The 17,221-nt window shown below is 60.7% G+C and carries 15 protein-coding genes and 1 tRNA gene; 7 read left to right on the plus strand and 9 right to left on the minus strand.

Annotated features, from left to right (window positions below; genetic code table 11):
- Positions 1–47: 47 nt before the first annotated feature.
- The gene (locus DXY16_RS11395; protein ID WP_115121301.1) at positions 48–920 is read left to right on the plus strand and encodes a prephenate/arogenate dehydrogenase; all 873 of its coding nucleotides are present in this window, start codon (positions 48–50) and stop codon (positions 918–920) included.
- 43 nt (positions 921–963) lie between these two features.
- Here the strand turns inward: DXY16_RS11395 and crtD are convergent, their stop codons facing one another.
- Positions 964–2,484, minus strand: a complete 1,521-nt coding sequence (crtD, locus tag DXY16_RS11400; protein WP_115121302.1) for a C-3',4' desaturase CrtD — start codon at positions 2,482–2,484, stop codon at positions 964–966.
- Positions 2,485–2,490: 6 nt separating this feature from the next.
- Here crtD and DXY16_RS11405 point away from each other — a divergent pair, with 6 nt between their 5' ends.
- A complete protein-coding gene (locus DXY16_RS11405; protein WP_244281665.1) occupies positions 2,491–3,402 on the plus strand; it encodes a fructosamine kinase family protein in 912 nt (303 codons plus the stop codon).
- Between the two features lies 1 nt (position 3,403).
- Here the strand turns inward: DXY16_RS11405 and DXY16_RS11410 are convergent, their stop codons facing one another.
- Positions 3,404–3,793 carry a CAAD domain-containing protein gene (locus tag DXY16_RS11410; protein ID WP_115019230.1) on the minus strand — a complete coding sequence of 130 codons (390 nt, stop codon included), beginning with the start codon at positions 3,791–3,793 and terminating at the stop codon, positions 3,404–3,406.
- A gap of 20 nt (positions 3,794–3,813) precedes the next feature.
- Here DXY16_RS11410 and DXY16_RS11415 point away from each other — a divergent pair, with 20 nt between their 5' ends.
- Both DXY16_RS11415 and moeB read left to right on the plus strand, forming a co-directional pair.
- Entirely contained in the window at positions 3,814–4,326 is a 513-nt protein-coding gene (locus DXY16_RS11415) for a M67 family metallopeptidase (protein WP_115121303.1), read from the plus strand.
- Between the two features lie 24 nt (positions 4,327–4,350).
- A complete protein-coding gene (gene moeB, locus DXY16_RS11420; protein ID WP_115121304.1) occupies positions 4,351–5,523 on the plus strand; it encodes a molybdopterin-synthase adenylyltransferase MoeB in 1,173 nt (390 codons plus the stop codon).
- Positions 5,524–5,563: 40 nt separating this feature from the next.
- Here the strand turns inward: moeB and DXY16_RS11425 are convergent, their stop codons facing one another.
- Positions 5,564–6,721: a cob(I)yrinic acid a,c-diamide adenosyltransferase gene (locus DXY16_RS11425; RefSeq protein ID WP_115121305.1), complete on the minus strand. Its 1,158-nt coding sequence runs from the start codon at positions 6,719–6,721 to the stop codon at positions 5,564–5,566.
- A 108-nt stretch (positions 6,722–6,829) separates the two neighbouring features.
- On the opposite strand from DXY16_RS11425, the gene larE reads away from it, so the two are divergent.
- Complete coding sequence (gene larE, locus DXY16_RS11430) at positions 6,830–7,705, plus strand: ATP-dependent sacrificial sulfur transferase LarE (protein WP_244281666.1); 876 nt, start codon at positions 6,830–6,832, stop codon at positions 7,703–7,705.
- Between the two features lie 82 nt (positions 7,706–7,787).
- A complete protein-coding gene (locus DXY16_RS11435) occupies positions 7,788–9,182 on the plus strand; it encodes a glutamate decarboxylase (protein WP_115121306.1) in 1,395 nt (464 codons plus the stop codon).
- 62 nt (positions 9,183–9,244) lie between these two features.
- Here DXY16_RS11435 and speD read toward each other — a convergent pair whose 3' ends face one another.
- Positions 9,245–9,733 (minus strand): adenosylmethionine decarboxylase, encoded by a 489-nt coding sequence (speD, locus tag DXY16_RS11440; protein WP_115121396.1) that lies wholly within the window; start codon positions 9,731–9,733, stop codon positions 9,245–9,247.
- Positions 9,734–9,762: 29 nt separating this feature from the next.
- Positions 9,763–10,860: a DNA replication/repair protein RecF gene (gene recF / locus DXY16_RS11445; protein WP_244281673.1), complete on the minus strand. Its 1,098-nt coding sequence runs from the start codon at positions 10,858–10,860 to the stop codon at positions 9,763–9,765.
- A 103-nt stretch (positions 10,861–10,963) separates the two neighbouring features.
- On the opposite strand from recF, the gene DXY16_RS11450 reads away from it, so the two are divergent.
- Positions 10,964–11,037, plus strand: a tRNA-Arg gene (locus tag DXY16_RS11450).
- A 17-nt stretch (positions 11,038–11,054) separates the two neighbouring features.
- On the opposite strand, the gene DXY16_RS11455 is transcribed toward DXY16_RS11450, so the two are convergent.
- From DXY16_RS11455 to DXY16_RS11470, 4 genes are read right to left on the minus strand one after another with little or no spacing between them, the layout of a single operon-like run.
- Positions 11,055–11,516, minus strand: a complete 462-nt coding sequence (locus tag DXY16_RS11455) for an N-acetyltransferase (protein WP_115121308.1) — start codon at positions 11,514–11,516, stop codon at positions 11,055–11,057.
- Positions 11,517–14,492, minus strand: coding sequence for a phosphoenolpyruvate carboxylase (gene ppc / locus DXY16_RS11460; protein WP_371410911.1), 2,976 nt, complete (start codon positions 14,490–14,492; stop codon positions 11,517–11,519). It abuts the gene before it with no gap.
- Positions 14,493–14,524: 32 nt separating this feature from the next.
- Positions 14,525–15,667 (minus strand): glutamate--cysteine ligase, encoded by a 1,143-nt coding sequence (gene gshA / locus DXY16_RS11465; RefSeq protein WP_115121397.1) that lies wholly within the window; start codon positions 15,665–15,667, stop codon positions 14,525–14,527.
- Positions 15,664–17,196 carry an anthranilate synthase component I family protein gene (locus tag DXY16_RS11470; RefSeq protein ID WP_115121310.1) on the minus strand — a complete coding sequence of 511 codons (1,533 nt, stop codon included), beginning with the start codon at positions 17,194–17,196 and terminating at the stop codon, positions 15,664–15,666. Before DXY16_RS11470 ends, gshA begins: the two co-directional genes overlap by 4 nt.
- Positions 17,197–17,221 lie beyond the last annotated feature (25 nt).

The following is a 17,221-nucleotide window of genomic DNA, read 5'->3' on the forward strand; positions in this document are numbered from 1 at the left end:
TGTGCGCTTGACCGTCGATCAACATGGGGCGAGTCGATCGGGTGGGAATGCAGCGCGAGAAGGTCGCCCTGGCTGGATTGCCCACGACTGTGGGAGTGGTGGGGCTTGGGTTGATCGGTGGCTCGCTTGGCCTAGATCTTCAGGCTCTTGGTTGTCATGTGAGGGGCATTACCCATCGTCAATGCACCGCTGATCGGGCTCTCGAACGTGGCCTTGTGCAGGAGGTGAGTACCGACCCTCAAGCGCTTGCGGGCTCTGAATTGGTGATTCTGGCGCTGCCGTTGAATCGGCTTCTTGACCCTGATGCTGCTTTGATCTCGGCTTTGCCCCGGGAGGCGGTGGTGACGGATGTGGGCTCGGTGAAGGGAGCGGTGCTGGCGACTTGGCGCTCGCTGCACCCGCGTTTCGTCGCTAGTCATCCCATGGCTGGTACCGCGGAGGCTGGCGTCGAAGCAGGGCTGAGGGATTTGTTTCGAGGGCGTCCATGGGTGGTCACCCCTGAGGCTGCGACCGATCCCCAAGCACTGGCAATGGTGGAGTCGTTGGCCACAGCGGTGGGTAGTCATTGTTTGGTCACGGAGGCAGACCGCCACGACCAGGCTGTGGCGCTGATCTCCCATTTGCCTGTGCTGGTGAGTGCCGCTCTCTTGCAGGCCGTCGGTTCTGAGCGGGATCCAGCTGTGTTGGCGTTGGCTCGCCAGCTGGCCTCCAGCGGTTTTGCCGATACCACCCGGGTTGGTGGTGGTAATCCGCAGTTAGGTACGGCGATGGCGGCCAGCAACACGGCGGCAGTCCTCAGGGGATTGGCCGCTTATCGCTGGAGCTTGGAGCAGCTGGAAGAGACGATTCTGGAAGGGAACTGGGATCAGCTTGAGAGTGTGCTCAGGCAGACGCAGAGCCAACGACCCGAGTTCCTCTAGCTGTTGGAGAGGTTGTTTGTCGCTGTTGGCTTGTCGATTCTGCTTATCCAAGCGTGAGTGAGCTGCCACGGCGGGCCATCAGTTGTTGGCATGCCATCAGGGCTGAGAGGCTCACTCCGGCGGTCCCTTCCCCGGGATAGATGGAGTCTCCGCAAAGCCATAGACCTGGAACCGGTGTGCGGCTGGCTAGCCCGAACGGGCCGAAATGGTGGGGGTGCTGGCCCAGGCCTCCCACGATGCCCTGAGGCCGTCCGGTCCAGTGGGCAAAGGCTCTTGGCGTCGACAGCTCAAGGTGATTCCACCCCTGGGTGGGAATGCCGAGCCAGCTCTCCAGGGTGCTGCGCATGGTGTCTAAGGTCTTGCGCTTGCGTTTCTGGTGTTCTGGCTCCGAAAGCTCCGCCCACTGGCGTGGATCGGTGAACACGCTGGCGATCAGGGTGGCTTGTCCGCTCGGGGCTCGCCCATCTCCGTCGCGGCTGACAGAGACGAACAGGGAACCAGGATCCTCTCCATCGCGCTGGAGATGGAGAGGGCAATCGTGCGGCAGCAGGCTGCGATCCAGGGCTCCGTAAAGCACCAGTGCTCCGCTTGGGGCTTGCAGGCTCTGCAGTCGGTTCCCGTAGTGCGCGGGCAGTGCCGATCTTTGGCTGTCGCCTTGGGTGACCAGCGCGGGGAGGCACTGGGGAGGCAAGCTGCAGATCAGCTCTTGGCAGCGCCAGTGGTGACGGGTGCCATTGCGCTCTTGTCCGTGAACAATCCAGTGATTGGTCTTGGTTCGTTCCAGTCGGGTCACACGCCGCTTCAGGCTGACCTCTCCTCCATCGCGGCGAATGGCGCTCGCGAGCAGTTCACTCAGCACCTGCATCGAGCCGTGGAGATGCCAGAGCCCCAGCGGTGCCTGCACCATTTGCAGCACGGTGGCGCCATAGAGAGCGGCCGTTCGCTCGCTGGGCTCCTGGGAGTACAGCCGCAGCTGTAAATCTAGAAAACGTCGCAGCCGCGGCTGGTCTGCGCAGCCGCAGAGACGAAGCAGGTCTGCGACGCTCATCAGACTGAATGGGCTGCTAGCCAAGGTGCCGAGTCCGATCGCCTTGAGGGTGCGTTGAAGATCCCAGCCGTTGCGCACTGGCAGCACGGGGTCATGCCCGGCAAAGGCCCAGTTCTGTTGATGCAGCCAGGAGCAGAGAGCCCAGAACCGCTCGGAGCCTGGGAATTGATGGGCACGTTCTTGATGCCAACGGTCTGGGTCATGCCAGAGGTGGATCGGCTCACTGCCATCGGCCAGATCCACAACACAGCCGGGATCGAGCTGCTCGGCAGCCGGTGGGACAAGCCCGAGGTGTCTAAAGATGCGGGCATGGCTTCCGCCCGGTTCCAAGCCTGCGACCTGGGTGGCGCCAACATCAAACGTATACGGTCCTCGCCGGAATGTGCCGGCGCATCCCCCGAGCTGGTGATGGGCCTCCAGCAGGGTCACGTTGATGTTTTCGTGGGCGAGTAATGCGGCGGCAGTCAGTCCGGCGATGCCACCGCCAATCACGATGACGTCCTGTTCAGGCTCCATCGGGCCATGCTGGCAGTGCAGGGCCTGGTGCCGTGGATGCGGGCAGAACTGGAACAGATTTTCCGTCAGAAGTCCTCTCTCATGGGCGGAGCACGCCTCGAGGATTGCCGTTCCCTCGGTGGTGGTTGCAGCCAGTCCGCCTGGCAGCTTCAGTTCTCGGACGGCAGGGTGCTCTTTGCCAAGCAGGGCACAGAGGCAATGTTGGAGGCCGAAAGACTGGGCCTTCAGGCCTTGAATGCCGCTGCAGATTCTCGCGATTTGATGGTGCCGAAGCCCTTGGCCCTGCTTCGTGCCGAAGCCAGTCAGGCACTGTTGGTGTTGCCTTGGCTGGACCAGACGGGTGGCGATCAGGAGGCCCTTGGTCGGGGGCTGGCCAAGCTGCATCGGCATTCGATGCAGCGGGGTCCTGGCCGTTATGGCTGGTCCAGTGATGGCTATATCGGCTTGGGTCCGCAACCAGGAGGCTGGCGTGACAGCTGGGGGGAGGCATACGTGCAGCTGCGATTGTGCCCGCAGCTCCGGCTCGCCAAAGCCTGGGGCCTGGAGTTTCCTTCCAAGGCATGGCTGGAGGTGCTCACGCAGGTGCTGGAAGAGCACAGCCCAGCCCCATCGCTTGTCCATGGCGACCTCTGGGGTGGAAATGCCGCCGTCTTGGCTGATGGCCGCGGTGCCTTGATTGATCCAGCCAGCTGGTGGGCTGATCGTGAGGTGGATCTGGCGATGACCCATCTCTTCGGTGGATTCAGCCAGGGCTTTTATTCGGCTTATGAGCAGGAATGGCCCCTGGCATTCGGGGCCTCAGACCGGATCGAGGTCTACAACCTGTATCACCTGCTCAATCACGCCAATCTTTTTGGCGGTGGTTATCGGCAGCAGTGCCGCCAATCCATCCGCCTGTTGAAGCAGCGATTCGATTGAATCAGCCGAGGTATTCCTGGCGAAGCGTTTGAACACGATTCACCAAAGCGGAACGCTTGTCGCTGGTTGTGAGGTTATTCCAGCTCCATTGGCCGACGACAACGACACCCAGGAGCTCGAGAAGACCTGGCACCACTGGCAGCAAGTTGATCGTGTCTAGGATTCCTTTGATCAGAATTTGCGCAACAATCACAGCTGCCAAGATGCCGACCACCTTGCCAATTCGGCCGACTTGACTCCAATCCACTTGGTCGAGGGTTTCATTCACCTTGCCCAGCACTTCGCTGTAGCGCTCGGTGAAGTTGATCGTTTCAGTGGTGGGGTTGGAGTCGCTGTCAGGCATGGTTTCGGTTGACGTGGGGTCCTTGACCGCAGTGGTGTCCTCACTCATGAGCCCGGTGCAGCTGCAAAATGTTCGTTGAGCGTATCGGTCATTCTCTCGAAACGCCATGGCTGCTGGCATTCGATTCCGATGTCCTGATCATTCTTCGCCGCACGCTCGTCTCCGCTTTCCCTCGCGAGGGATGTGCCCTGCTGCTAGGAGACCGCAGCGATCAGGGTTGGAACGTCAGAGCGGTGTGGCCCTGCTGCAACGTCTGGCGTTCAGGTCTGGAGGGATTGCCCGAGCTGGCGGATCAGTGGCATGGCGCCCCTGAAGACCCGTCAACGCAGGCTGCACCCAGTCTCCACAACCGTTTCGCGATCGATCCGCGGGAGCAGCTTCATGCCCAGCGCTGGGGGCGCCATTGCGGATGTCAGGTGCTTGGCAGCGCACACTCCCACCCTGGCGGTGAGGCCATCCCGTCGCTCACTGATCGCCGCTGGCTTTATGAGCCTTCGTTGATGGTGATCATGGCCAAAGATCACTCCTTTCGCGCTTGGTGGCTCGAGCCCGTGGCTGGCGCTGTGACACACACTGACTAAGGCTGTCGTTCTCGTTGTTCATCTGTGTCAGGCGATTCTGCGGATCACACCGCTGACATCAGTCCGGAAGAGAGGGCCCGTTATGCCCGTCATCTCAGCCTGCCTGAGCTTGGGATTGAAGGCCAGAGGCACCTGAAGGCTGCATCGGTGCTGTGTGTCGGCAGCGGTGGCCTCGGATCACCGTTGCTGCTCTACCTGGCGGCTGCAGGGGTTGGGCGTATCGGCATCGTTGATTTCGATGTGGTGGATCACTCCAACCTTCAGCGTCAGGTGATCCACGGCACGTCCACCGTGGGCGAGGACAAGGTTGTCTCCGCGCGTGCCCGGATCAACGATCTCAACCCTTTTTGCAGGGTGGAGACCTACAACACGAGGCTCACGTCGACCAATGCCCTTGAGCTGTTTCGCCCCTACGACCTGATTTGTGATGGCACCGATAACTTCCCGAGTCGATATCTGATCAATGACGCCTGTGTGTTGTTAGGCAAGCCATGCATCTATGGCTCTGTGCAGGGATTTGAAGGTCAGGTGAGTGTGTTCAACCTCACCGCTTCCAGTCCGGATTACCGCGATTTGGTGCCCGAACCCCCGCCGCCGGGTCTTGTGCCCTCATGTGCGCAAGGGGGTGTCCTCGGGGTGATGCCGGGATTGATCGGTTTACTGCAGGCCACCGAGGCGATCAAGGTGATCACCGGCATCGGTCAACCTCTGGACGGGAGGCTTCTCGTGGTGGATGGGTTGGCCATGCGGTTCCGTGAATTCCGTTTGAAGCCCATTCCTGAGAGGCCGGTGATCGATCGGCTGATTGACTACGAAGCGTTCTGCGGCGCCAGTGGCGTCGGATCGGTTCTGGAGGACATGGAAGGCATGGATAGCGTGAGCGTTCAGGAGCTCAAGCAACGACTTGATGCAGGCGAGGCTTTGGTGTTGGTGGATGTGCGTAATCCGCCGGAGGCGGAGGTGGCCGTGATCCCCGGTGCGGAACTGATCCCTCTGGCAACGATCGAAAGCGGCGAAGCCGTGGAACGAATCCGTGCTCTTTCCGCCGATAAGCCGCTCTTCGTGCACTGCAAAATGGGTGGACGCTCTGCCAAGGCGGTCCAGGCTTTGGCTGGCCATGGCATCGGAGCCATCAACGTTGAAGGCGGGATCGATGCCTGGTCGCAGCAGATTGATCCTGGCGTTCCTCGTTATTGAAGCTTGCTGTCAGATCTGGGATGGATCGTGATGCTCATGCTCAGTAGTCGACTCCTCGCTTGAGGTCGACTCCCTGTTCGGCGTAGTGCTTATGGCACACCATCTCGGAGTGCACGCTGGCCAGATCGAAGTAGGCCGGGGAATTCTTGCATCGTCCCGTGATGATCACCTCGGTTTCTGCTGGTTTGCGTAGCAGGGTCTGCATGATTGGCTCGACTGGGAGGAGTTCGAGATCAACACTGGGGTTGAGTTCATCGAGGATCACGGTTTTGTAGAGCCCACTAGAGATGGCGGCTCGGGCAATTTCCCAGGCTCGTTCTGCTTCCACGTAGTCGATCGGTTCTTGTTGACCGCGCCAGACAATCGCGTCGCGTCCGGAGCGGAGATGGTCTACCAGGTGGGGGTAGCTCTCCCGAAGCGCGGCGATGGCTGCGTCTTCGGTGTAACCACTGCCTCCCTTGAGCCATTGCAGGATCAGAACCCGGTGGCTCTTGTCTTGACTGATGCCACGACCGATGGCCTGGAGTGCTTTGCCGAGGGCGCTGGTGGATTTGCCCTTGCCTTCTCCGGTGTAAATCTCGATCGCACCCTGGGCATCGAATTGCTCGTTGCTTGCATCAGGGTCAGGGCGGCGATGGGCGCGCATCTCTGAATGCAGATCCGCTATTTGGACCAAGGGGCGTGGTGCAGCTCGTCCGGTGACGATGATCTCCATCCCCTCAGGCCTCGCTTTGAGGCTGCGCAGTACGTCCTCGATGTCGAGCAGGCCGAGATCCAGAACAGGATTGAGCTCATCGAGCACCACCACTGAGTAGAGAGCACTGGCGATTGCTCCCTTGGCGATATCCCATCCCCTTTGCGCTTCCTGGCGGTCGAAGCGGGTGACGTCTTCTGGGCCGAAATGTTCGCCCCGGCCCGTGCGCACCTGGTCGATCAGGTGAGGGAAACCTTGCTGCAGGGCTTCAATCGCTGCGTCTTCGTCGTAAGCACGGCCTGGTCCTTTGAGGAAGCGCAGCAGCAGCACTCTGGTGCGGCGTTGTTCGCAGATTCCCAGACCAATCGTGCGCAGCACGACGCCAAGTGCTGCCTGGCTTTTGCCTTTGCCTTCACCGTCGTAAATGTGCAGCTGACCGTGACTGCGCTCGCGACTGTCGGCTGCAGTGACGATTCCGACGGCTGGTCTTCGATTCCCTGCCATGAACCGACCGGACGCCCTCGGAGCTTAGTGAGTGTGCATGCGATGCGGCCTTTTCAGTTGTGTCTTGGTTCGCATTAGCGTGGTACAAGCAGGGAATTTGAGGAGGCTGTGACCGAAGTGCGCCCGGCGAAGCAGGCGTTGCGATTGCCCTCTCGGCTCTTCCCTCAGCTCGAGCCCCTTGGGGAGGCTGACCAGCGTCAGCTGGAATCCCTTCGGGACCAGATTCGTCGATGGGGTCGGGTCTGTGTCGCCTATTCCGGTGGCGTTGATAGCGCTCTGGTGGCGGCGATTGCTCAGGAACAGTTGGGCGCTGATGCCCTTGCCATCACTGGTGTGTCGCCCGCTCTAGCTCCCCATCTCCTCCGGGAGGCTCGTCTGCAGGCCGCCTGGCTGGGTATCCAGCACAAGGAAGTGCGCACTCAGGAATTGGCGGACCCCGATTACAGCAACAACCCCACTGATCGCTGCTACGCCTGCAAGCGGGAGCTTCATCATCATCTTGGGCCTCTTGCCGCCAATGCCGATGGAGCCCAGGTCATCGATGGAGTGAATGCCGATGACCTCAGTGATCATCGGCCAGGGATCCGGGCTGCTCAGGAGGCAGGGGTGTGTTCACCCTTGGCTGATTTGGGGATCAGCAAGGCTCAGGTGCGCGCTTTCTCCAAGGCGCTGGGCTTTCCCTGGTGGGACAAACCGGCCCAGCCCTGTTTGGCATCTCGTTTCCCTTATGGCGAAGTGATCAGTGCTGAGCGGTTGAACAGGGTCGCTCAGGCTGAAGCCTGGTTGATCGAACGTGGCTTCTCCGACGTCAGGGTCCGCAGTCAGGGCCTCTCGGCCCGTATCGAGGTGTCGGCCAATCGCATCGCAGATCTGGCGCTGCACAACGAGCGCGAGACGCTGGTGGAGACCTTTCTTGCCCTCGGATTTACTGCAGTCAGCCTCGACCTGGAGGGCTTGATCAGTGGCAAGCTCAACCGTGGCTGATTGGTGAGTGCTCCGATGCGGTGACGGCTGACGGCCGGTTTGCGCAGGTGTGAATACCTTCCCCGATAGAGGCATCGGATTCATGGGCATTCATCGCTCCAGGCATCATCTGCTCGACAGTGAAGAGCAGGCGCTCGTGGATGCCATGGTGGCGCCGCTGCCTAAGGATCGCTTCCCCGTTGGCGGACGCTCTGACGACACCACCGCGCAGCTCCTCAAGCAGGAGTTGCTTCTTGATGGAAATAGCAAACAGAATCTGGCCACCTTCTGCCAGACCTATCAGTCAGCCAGTGCGATGGAACTGATGGCACTGGGTGTCGATAAGAACCTGATCGATAAAGATGAATATCCCCAGACCGCAGAGGTGGAAAGGCGCTGTGTGTCGATGATGGCTGACCTCTGGAATGCACCCGGGGAGGCAATCGGCTGTTCGACAATTGGCAGTAGTGAAGCCTCCATGCTTGGTGGCATGGCGGCGAAGTGGCGCTGGCGCCAACGGCGCCGGGATCAGGGTTTGTCGACGGACAAGCCCAACATGGTCTGCGGCAGTGTGCAGATCTGCTGGAAGAAGTTTGCCCGCTATTGGGACATCGAGATGCGTGAGCTGGAGATGCGTCCCGGCGAGATGTGCATCACGCCAGAGCGGGTTCTTGAGGCGGTGGACGACAACACGATCTTTGTGGTCCCCACCCTTGGGGTGACTTACCACGGTCTTTACGAAAACGTTGCTGCGATCAGCGACGCCCTCGATGCTTATCAAGCCCGCACCGGCACCGATATCCCGATCCATGTGGATGCAGCTAGCGGGGGATTCCTCGCCCCCTTCTGCGCCCCTGATCTAGCGCCCTGGGATTTCCGGCTGGAACGGGTGAAGTCGATTAATGCCTCGGGGCACAAATTCGGGCTGGCCCCCCTTGGCGTGGGCTGGGTGATCTGGCGCTCGCCCGAGGATCTTCCCGATGAATTGGTGTTTCATGTGAGCTATCTGGGAGGGGACATGCCGACCTTCCAGATCAATTTCTCCAGGCCTGCGGGTCAGGTGATTGCCCAATATCACGAGTTCGTGCGCCTTGGCCACGAGGGCTATCGGATGCTGCATCAGGCAAGCCACACCAATGCGATGTATGTGGCCGAGCAGTTACGCCAATTCGGTCTCTTCAAGATCATTCACGATGGTTCTCCTGATCAAGGAATCCCAACCGTGGTCTGGACTCTCGAAGATCACTCCAATCCAGGTTTCAACCTTTACGACTTGGCGGATCGACTGCGCCTACGCGGTTGGCAGGTCCCTGCCTATCCATTCACCGGCACGTTCCAGAATCAGGCCTTCCAGCGCATCCTGGTCAAGCGTGATTTCACCAGGGAGATGGCTGATTTGCTGCTTGGTGATATCCGCGTGGCACTGGAGCATTTCCAGAAGCATCCGATCACAAGCAATCTTGATGCCTCAGAAGCCGCCTCCTACAACCATCTGTGATTCGCACCATCCCTTTGGCAAGAAGGCTCTGGCCATGGGGATGGTGGCCATCGTTTCAGGGCTTAGGCAGCAGCGGCGATCATCTGGGGATCACGAGGGGTGTGGGCCACGGCCGCAGGGGTTTCCCGCAGGAAGCTCTTGAGTTGGTAACGCTGGGCTTCAAGACCACAGCACAGAACATCGCAGGCACGCTCCGGCATGGTGTGGTCGCCGCAGGTGAAGACATCAACAGCCGCATAGCCGTTTTCAGGCCATGTGTGAATGGAGATGTGGGATTCAGCCAGAAGGGCTAGCCCCGTCACGCCCTGCGGTTCGAACCGATGGGTGATCAGGTTGAGCAGGGTGGCACCAGCACTTTTTGCTGCAGTGGTGATGGTGTCCCTGAGGAAGGCTTCGTCGTCGAGCTTGGCGTGGTCGCAGTCGTAAAGCTCGAGAATGCAGTGTTTGCCCACCATCTCGGTGGCACTGGGCGTTGGGGAACTGAGGGCTGAAGGGGATTCGCCACTGCCCCATCCCGGGTTGGGATGCAGGCAAGACAGGGTCTGCTTCATCAGGCTCAACACCAAAAGAGTTTGCGAACCTACCTCACATTTGCTTCAGGATTCAAGTCGCTGGCATCGAGCACCTGTGACTGCTTGCACCAACGCCCCTCAAAGGCCTCGAGGTGCGTGGCGCTCACAAGGCACTGATGGCGATCACCCACCGCATCGAGCAGAGTGAGCTGGCGTTCTCGATCGAGTTCTGCAAGCACGTCATCAAGTAGCAGAAGCGGCGGCTGTCCCCACAGTTCTCCCACCAGTTCCAGTTCCGCCAGTTTGAGGGCGAGTACAAGGGTGCGCTGTTGGCCGGCGGATCCAAACCGGCGAGCTGGGCTGCCGTTCAGGTTGAGGCCGATTTCATCGCGCTGTGGACCGACCCGGCAGCTGCCCAGGCGTTCTTCCTCGTTGCGTTGCTGTCTGAGCTGCTGGCTGATCGCCAGGCTCCAGGTGCTCTCCTCCTCTTCGCCCTCAAGGACGCTCCCCGGTTGATAGCGCAGCGTGAGCTGTTCACGACCCTGGCTGAGATGGTCTTGCCAGCGGCTGGCGAGTGGTTCCAGTCGGGCCAGGGCCCGGCGGCGACGGCGGTGGATGCGGGTGCTCACCAGGGCCATCTGCACGTCGAAAGTGTCTAAGAGAGTGTCTCGTTCGGTCGATGCCTTGCCACGGCTCTGTCTCCAGAGCTGAGCTCGTTGGCGTAGCAGCCTGTTGTAACGGCTGATCAGGTCGGAATAGACCGGTTCGAGCTGGAGCACCACTCGATCGAGCCATTGGCGTCTCAGGGCCGGTTCGCCGCGCACGAGATGGAGGTCAAGGGCGCTGAAACCCACGCAGCGGAGGGGACCGATCAGATCGAGTTGGCGTTCCAGCGTCTTGCCATTGCGCTTGGCCTCGCGACCGCCCCGTCGCCTCAGCTGCAGCTCCAGCTCATCCTGGTCGGCTGTGCGGGCCCGCAGCCGCGCCTCCGAGGCGTCCCAGTGGATGAGATCCTGATCCTGACTGGAACGATGGGAGCGCAGGCTGGCGAGCAGCTCCACCGATTCGAGCAGGTTGGATTTGCCCACCCCATTGCGGCCGATGACCAGCAGGCGTGGTGCATCGATCTCCAGCTGTAGATGGCTGTAATTGCGGAAACCATGCAGTTCCAGCTGGAGAAGCCGAATCGGTCCTGTTGCGACGTGTCGCTAAGGTACCTGGATCGGAGCGATTCGCGGATCGACTCGATGCAGCGGCTTCAGCCGGTGTGGGCATGTAGCTCAGTTGGATAGAGCATCAGATTCCGGTTCTGAGGGTCGCAGGTTCGAGTCCTGCCATGCTCGTGATCAGGCTCCACCGGTTAACGGAGCCTCAATCCCATGGCTCTGATGCCACCAGGATCCAGCACAAAGCCTTGCTTCTTCAAGGCGTCAAGCGCTGATGGCGGTGCTGCGATCGAGATGCTGCAACCGGGCAATTGCTTGCGCAAGCCGCTCAGAGCACGGTGAACCAGTACCGCCAGCATCTCGGCCTGCCTCGGACCAGGTTTGGCTGCGAGGTTCCAGAGGTTGGCATTGAGGGCCCGATCACTGGTGACACGCACGAACCCCACGAGTTCGCCGCTGCTGACCTCCAGAATGCACAGATGCCACAGGCTTTGTTCCAGGGCCGCCTGCCAGCGCTCTGAGGGAGGAGTGGGCTCTTCGCAAGCTGCCAACAGGCAGTTAATCGCCTCGGCTGAAGGCTTCAGGTCGCTAAAAAGCTCAAAACCCTCGGGTAGCTTCGGCTCGGCCGGCTGCTGACGAAAGGGAAGAAAGGCCACTTAGCCGGTGTTTCGCATGCCAGCGGCAATGCCGTTGATCGTGAGCAGTGCGCCCCGAAGCAGTTCACTGCGGCTGTAGGTGCGCCCGTCGGACTCTCCTCCTGAAGACTCGCGCATGGGGGGCTGGCGGTTTTGGTCGCGTAGGCGACGCAGCAGTGCCACTTGGAGGAAGCCAAGGGGCACGATCGTGCGGTTGCGCAGATCCACTGATAGCTGCAGGCCCGGATCGGCATCCAGGAGCCTTTCATGCCCCGTGATGTCCAGCACGAGTTGATGGGTGAGGGCATGCTCCTTCGCAATCGTGCTGTAGATCTTTTCGAAGGCGTCGCGATGGTCGCTGCTACCAAGGCTGGTCACGTAGTGACGGGCGAGCTCAAGGTCGACCTTTGAGAGTGTCATCTCCACCTTCGAGATCAGCATCCGGAAGAAGGGCCAACGCTGATGCAGACGTCGCAGCACGATCAGCTGCTCAGGGTCGGAGCTCACCTCTTCCGCTAGAGCGGTGCCAACTCCGAACCAGCTGGGAAGGAGGAAGCGGCTCTGCGTCCAGCCGAACACCCATGGAATGGCCCGAAGGCTGGAGAGATCCTTGGCCCCGCTTTTGCGGCGAGCCGGTCGGCTCGAGATCTGTAGCTTGCTGATCTCCTCGATCGGTGTGACCTGCTGGAAGAAGGCCACCAGGTCGGGGTTGTCGTGCACCAGAGCTCGATAATGGCTTCGAGAACGTGCTGCGAGCCTTGACATCAGCTCGTTCCAGTTGGCAGTTGCGTCCAGTTGGTTGGTGACGAGGCTGTTCTGCACCACCGCGGTGGTCACTGTCTCGAGGTTGTAGAGCGCCAGTTCCGGGAGGCTGTATTTAGAAGCCAGAACTTCACCCTGTTCGGTGATCTTGATGCGGCCGAGAAGGGTTCCGCTCGGTTGGGCAAGGATCGCTTGATAGGCCGGGCCACCGCCACGACCCACCGATCCACCCCGTCCGTGGAACAGGCGTAGGGCCACAGAATGACGGCTCGCGAGATCTTGAAGAGCGATCTGGGCCTGGTGAATCTCCCAGTTGCTGGATAGAAATCCGGAATCCTTGTTGCTGTCGGAGTAGCCGAGCATCAGCTCCTGAAGGGGCTGCATGTTCTCGCCCACCCTGGGTAGAAGCTGGCGATAAAGACTGTTGTTGAACAGCTGTTCCATCACCTCCGGAGCGCGCTGGAGATCCTCAACGGTTTCAAACAGGGGCACCACCAGCAGCTCTGCATGTTGAGCTGCTGGATCAACGAGTCCGGCTTCTTTGGCGAGCAGTAGTACCTCCAGCAGGTCTGACACCGTGTGACTCATCGAGATCACGTAGGTGCGACAGATGCGGCTGCCAAATTCCTCTTGGAGACGGTGCAGCATGCGGAATACTGCAATGGTCTCCGCTGTGCTTGCTGACCACTCCACGGCTTGAGGAATCAGAGGCCGCCGGGTCTGCATCTCTTCCAGCAGCCAGGCCACCCTTTCGCTCTCTTCCATGTCCTCATAGGACTTGGGCAGGCGTAGGTACCGGGTGAGTTCATCCAGGGCATCGCTGTGGCGAGTGCTTTCCTGGCGAATGTCGAGGCTGGCCAGAGAGAACCCGAAGATGTGCACCTGGGTCAGGAGGGTGTCGAGTGGTTCGCAGGTGAGTTCCGTGCTGACCAGGCTGTTTCTGATCAGTTCCAGATCGCTGCGGAATTCGGCGACTGACCCGTAGTGGAGTGCTTCTCCGCTGCTCACAGCCTTGGTGTTGGTGACCAGTCCCTCGGGTGGGGTCTGCCAGCCCGCTTCAGCCAGCTGCTGGTTGCGCAGCTGGGTGAGGCGAAGTCGCTCCAGCATGTAACTGAGCTTGAGGCGGTACGGTTCGAGCCGGTACCGGGCTGCCCGTTCTTCGTAGACCTCCGGGAAGCGGAGGCGGTCCATCTCCAGAGATTCCAGTAAAGGTGCACTGACCTGGCTCCACTGCATCGAGATGCTCAGTTGGTCGCGCAGGGCCTGTACGGCGCCGATATAGCGCTCGAGCATCAGTTGGCGCTGATAACAGGCTGTTCGCCAGGTGATCTCCGGTGTGACCGAGGGGTTGCCGTCACGGTCGGATCCAACCCAGGATCCGAAGGTGCAGAAGCCCGAAGGGGGGAGGCGAACGTCTGGATAGCTGCTGGCAAGGGCAGTGCTGATGCGCCGCCTCAGTTGCGGCATTGCATTGAAGAGCACCTGCTGAAAGTAGTGAAGGGCGTAGTCGACTTCATCCAGCACGGTGGGTTTGAACTGGTGCAGCTCGTCGGTGCGCCACCAGAGGCGGATTTCTTCTTCTAGTTGCTGACGGAGGTTGTCCCGTTCTCCATAGGCGATGGCGGGTGTGCCTTGCAGTTGCTGCAGCAATGTGGCCACTCGCCGTTGTTTGTGCCGCACCGTGTGTCGGACGATTTCGGTGGGGTGCGCTGTGAACACCAGGCGGATGTCCAGGTCTTGCAGCAGTGCCTCCAGCTGACCTGGTGGAACATTGAGATGGCGCAGCCGTTCGAACAGTTCCCGGAAGGTGGCTGGTTCCGTCTGGCTGGCGAGGGGGGGAGCGAAGGGATCGACCTGTTCCGGGTGATCCTGAGAGCGGCTCATGCTCTCCAGATAACTGTCTTCCTCGATGCGCTGCTCGAGGATGTTCACCAGCTGGAAATAGAGCGAAAAGGCACGGGCGGCGGCAATCGCTTCGACAAGATCCATCTCACGGATGATCTGGGCCACGGCATCGCTGCTCACCGCTTCGCCATCGCTGGCGACTGGATCGCTGAGTTGCTTCATGCGAAGCAGACGCTCGGCCTGATCGGGCGGACATTCGCTGCGCAGAACCGTCTCCCACAGGTCTTCGACCAGGGCCAGACGCTGCTGCAGTAAGTGACCTCCGCTCTTGATTGTCTCAGCGATCGTCGACCGGTCGCTCTCAGGAGTCTGGGCGGAGGTCGAGAGCATCGAGGCGTGCTGAGAATCGGCTGACGACATGATCATCCCAAAGCGCCTGTTTTCTGAGCGTGGGTTTGCTCCTGCAGGGCCATTTCCGTGATCCCCATCTGGATCACTTCCGGAATGGAGGCCCCGTTCTGCACGGCATCTAGCCAGCGCATGGCCTGATTCCCGTTCTGGAGCACGCTGTCAATCGGCTCAAGCTGTTGGGCGAGACCGAGGGTTTCGGCAAGGGGGGTGACGTCTGCGCGCAGTTCTGCGATCCAGGTGCGGCAGGGCAGAGATCGTCCATCCCGCCAGTGGCGCAGATCGGCATCAAGGCTGGTGCGGGCTACTGCTGCGTCGTTCTGGTCGCAGAGCGCTTGCAGCGCTTCTGGGCTGAGGCTGCTGGCACGGAAGGGATCGAGGCGATTGGGGTCCTGTTGGACCATCAGCACTCGTAGTTCGAGCAAGGTGGTGACGGCTAGCAGCAGGGCTGGGTCGGTGATCAGATCGCAGATGCGCAGCTCCAGTCGATTGAGCTCATGCGGCCGCTGTGGGCCATTCGGGCGCACTGAGGTCCAGAGGTGGCGCACATTGTGCATCGCGCCCGCTTTGAGTTGGTCTTCGATCCAGCTCACGTAATGGGCGTGATCCTCAAACAGGGGTACTGAGGCCGGCGTGAGGGGGAACTGCAACCAGCGTTGCGAGTGTGCACCTGTGATTTGTCCCCCCAGGAAGGGCGAGCTGGCGCTCAGGGCCAGCAATAGCGCTGCTTCGCAGCGGATCAGCCGCAGGCTCGTGAACAGGGGGGTGATGTCCGCGATTCCAAGATTGATGTGGATGCTGGCGGTCACGACACGGGTGCCGTAGCTGGCCTCGATCAGGGCGTGATAGGGGTTGCTGGGGTCTGACCGTTCGAAGCGATCGGGATCCCCCAGGCTCAAGGTGCTGCCTGGTAGCAGGGTGAGAGTTCGGCCTGCTAGCCACTGGCGCAGTTGCCGTCTCGGAGCCAGCAGTGCCTCCATCAGGGGGCCATAGCTCGCTTCAGGGGCTGTGATGTATTCCAGGTTGCGGTGGTCTGGTTCGGTGACGAAACCATTGAGCTCACGCGCTGCTTCCACGGCCACACCGACGTTGTCGCCATTGGCCCGTCCGGTGAAAAGTTCGATTTCAAAGCCCTTGAGGAGCAATGGGACCGTCATGCCGAGGGGTCCTGCAGGCATGCAAGCGCAGTGAGCATGCCCTTTGCTTTGTTCAGGGTCTCCTGGTATTCCGCTTCGGGTTTGGAGTCGGCGACAACGCCGGCGCCTGCCTGCACCTGAATCCGCCAGCCTCCATCCGGGTGGGGGCGAACCACCATGGTGCGAATCGTGATCGCCGTGTTGAGCGCCCCTGAGAGATCGACTGATCCGTAGACACCTGAATAGGGGCCGCGGGCATCGGGTTCGAGTTCGTTGATGAGTTGCATGGCTCGGATCTTTGGGGCGCCGCTGACGGTGCCTGCCGGGAACGAGGCCATCAGTAGATCCCAGACGTCGTGATCATTGGCGAGAAGCCCCTCCACCTGGCTGACGATGTGCATCACGTGGGAATAACGCTCGATCACCATGAGGTCTTTGACTTCGACGGAGCCGGGCTGACAGACGCGTCCAAGGTCGTTGCGACCGAGATCGACCAGCATCACGTGCTCTGCCCGTTCCTTGGGATCGGCCAAGAGGTCGGTTTCGAGATTGCGGTCTTCAAGTTCGGACTGCCCGCGAGGTCGTGTCCCCGCGATCGGCCTCAAGCTGGCGCGGATGCCATTGGCAACTGGGTCAGCTTTCACCATGACCTCGGGGCTCGAGCCGATCAGCTGCCAGTCTCCGAAGTCGAAAAACGCCATGTAGGGCGATGGGTTCACCATGCGCAGACTGCGAAAAAGCTCCAAGGGTTTTTGCGGAACTCTGCTTTCCAGTCGCTGGCTCAGCACCAACTGGAACACATCGCCGGCGGCGATGTGTTCTCGGCCGCGCTCCACGGCGTGTTCAAAGTCTTTGCGACTGCGATTGCTGGTCGTGTTCGGTGTGGATTGCTCGGATGGGTTCCAGCGCAGCGGGCGGATCGCCGGGAGGGGTGCAGCCATCCGTTCTTCCAGGGTGGTGATCCGTGCCATCGCCGCATCCCAGGCCGCCTCAGGTCCTGCAGCACTGTTGTGGCTGCGGCTGAGATCTCCATAGGCCACAGCGGTAATCAGCCGTTTGACCTGGTCAAAGATCAGGATGCTGTCCATCAGCATCCAGACCCCGTCAGGAGGGGCATCGTCCGGCACGGGATGGGTGGGTACCGAAGGTTCGATCCAGCGGATCAATTCGTAGCTCCAGATCCCAAACAGCTGGCCGATGGAGGGAAGTCCAGGCAGCTCCCCAGGGCTGTAGGGGGTGAGGCAAGAGCGCAGCACATCGAAAGGATTCCCTTTCAGATCCACCTTGTGGCCGTCGCGCCAAACCTGCTCAATGTGATCGTTTCGGACCGTTAGCGTCCAAAGCGGATCACAGGCGACAACGCTGTAACGCCCAAGAGTTTCTCCGCCTTCGACGGATTCAAGTAACACCCCTGGTGGGCGCCCTTCTCCCACCTTGAGCCATGTGGTGAGCGGGGTTTCAAGATCTGCCGGCCAGCTGTGTGCCACGGGGATAAACGTGGCACCAGCGGCAGCGGCCTCTAGGAACGCGGCGCGGTCGGGGCTGAGCATGGGGGGATTGTGGCAGCCGACCGCC

This window comes from Synechococcus sp. UW105 (assembly GCF_900473935.1).
Lineage (GTDB): Bacteria > Cyanobacteriota > Cyanobacteriia > PCC-6307 > Cyanobiaceae > Synechococcus_C.

Excerpts from the sequence above, each read along its gene's own strand:
- DXY16_RS11395 (WP_115121301.1), top strand. The coding sequence starts at position 48 with ATGCAGCGCGAGAAGGTCGCCCTGGCTGGATTGCCCACGACTGTGGGA.
- crtD (WP_115121302.1), bottom strand. The coding sequence starts at position 2,484 with ATGGAGCCTGAACAGGACGTCATCGTGATTGGCGGTGGCATCGCCGGA.
- DXY16_RS11405 (WP_244281665.1), top strand. The coding sequence starts at position 2,491 with ATGCTGGCAGTGCAGGGCCTGGTGCCGTGGATGCGGGCAGAACTGGAA.
- DXY16_RS11410 (WP_115019230.1), bottom strand. The coding sequence starts at position 3,793 with ATGAGTGAGGACACCACTGCGGTCAAGGACCCCACGTCAACCGAAACC.
- DXY16_RS11415 (WP_115121303.1), top strand. The coding sequence starts at position 3,814 with ATGTTCGTTGAGCGTATCGGTCATTCTCTCGAAACGCCATGGCTGCTG.
- DXY16_RS11425 (WP_115121305.1), bottom strand. The coding sequence starts at position 6,721 with ATGGCAGGGAATCGAAGACCAGCCGTCGGAATCGTCACTGCAGCCGAC.
- DXY16_RS11435 (WP_115121306.1), top strand. The coding sequence starts at position 7,788 with ATGGGCATTCATCGCTCCAGGCATCATCTGCTCGACAGTGAAGAGCAG.
- speD (WP_115121396.1), bottom strand. The coding sequence starts at position 9,733 with ATGAAGCAGACCCTGTCTTGCCTGCATCCCAACCCGGGATGGGGCAGT.
- ppc (WP_371410911.1), bottom strand. The coding sequence starts at position 14,492 with ATGCTCTCGACCTCCGCCCAGACTCCTGAGAGCGACCGGTCGACGATC.
- gshA (WP_115121397.1), bottom strand. The coding sequence starts at position 15,667 with ATGACGGTCCCATTGCTCCTCAAGGGCTTTGAAATCGAACTTTTCACC.
- DXY16_RS11470 (WP_115121310.1), bottom strand. The coding sequence starts at position 17,196 with ATGCTCAGCCCCGACCGCGCCGCGTTCCTAGAGGCCGCTGCCGCTGGT.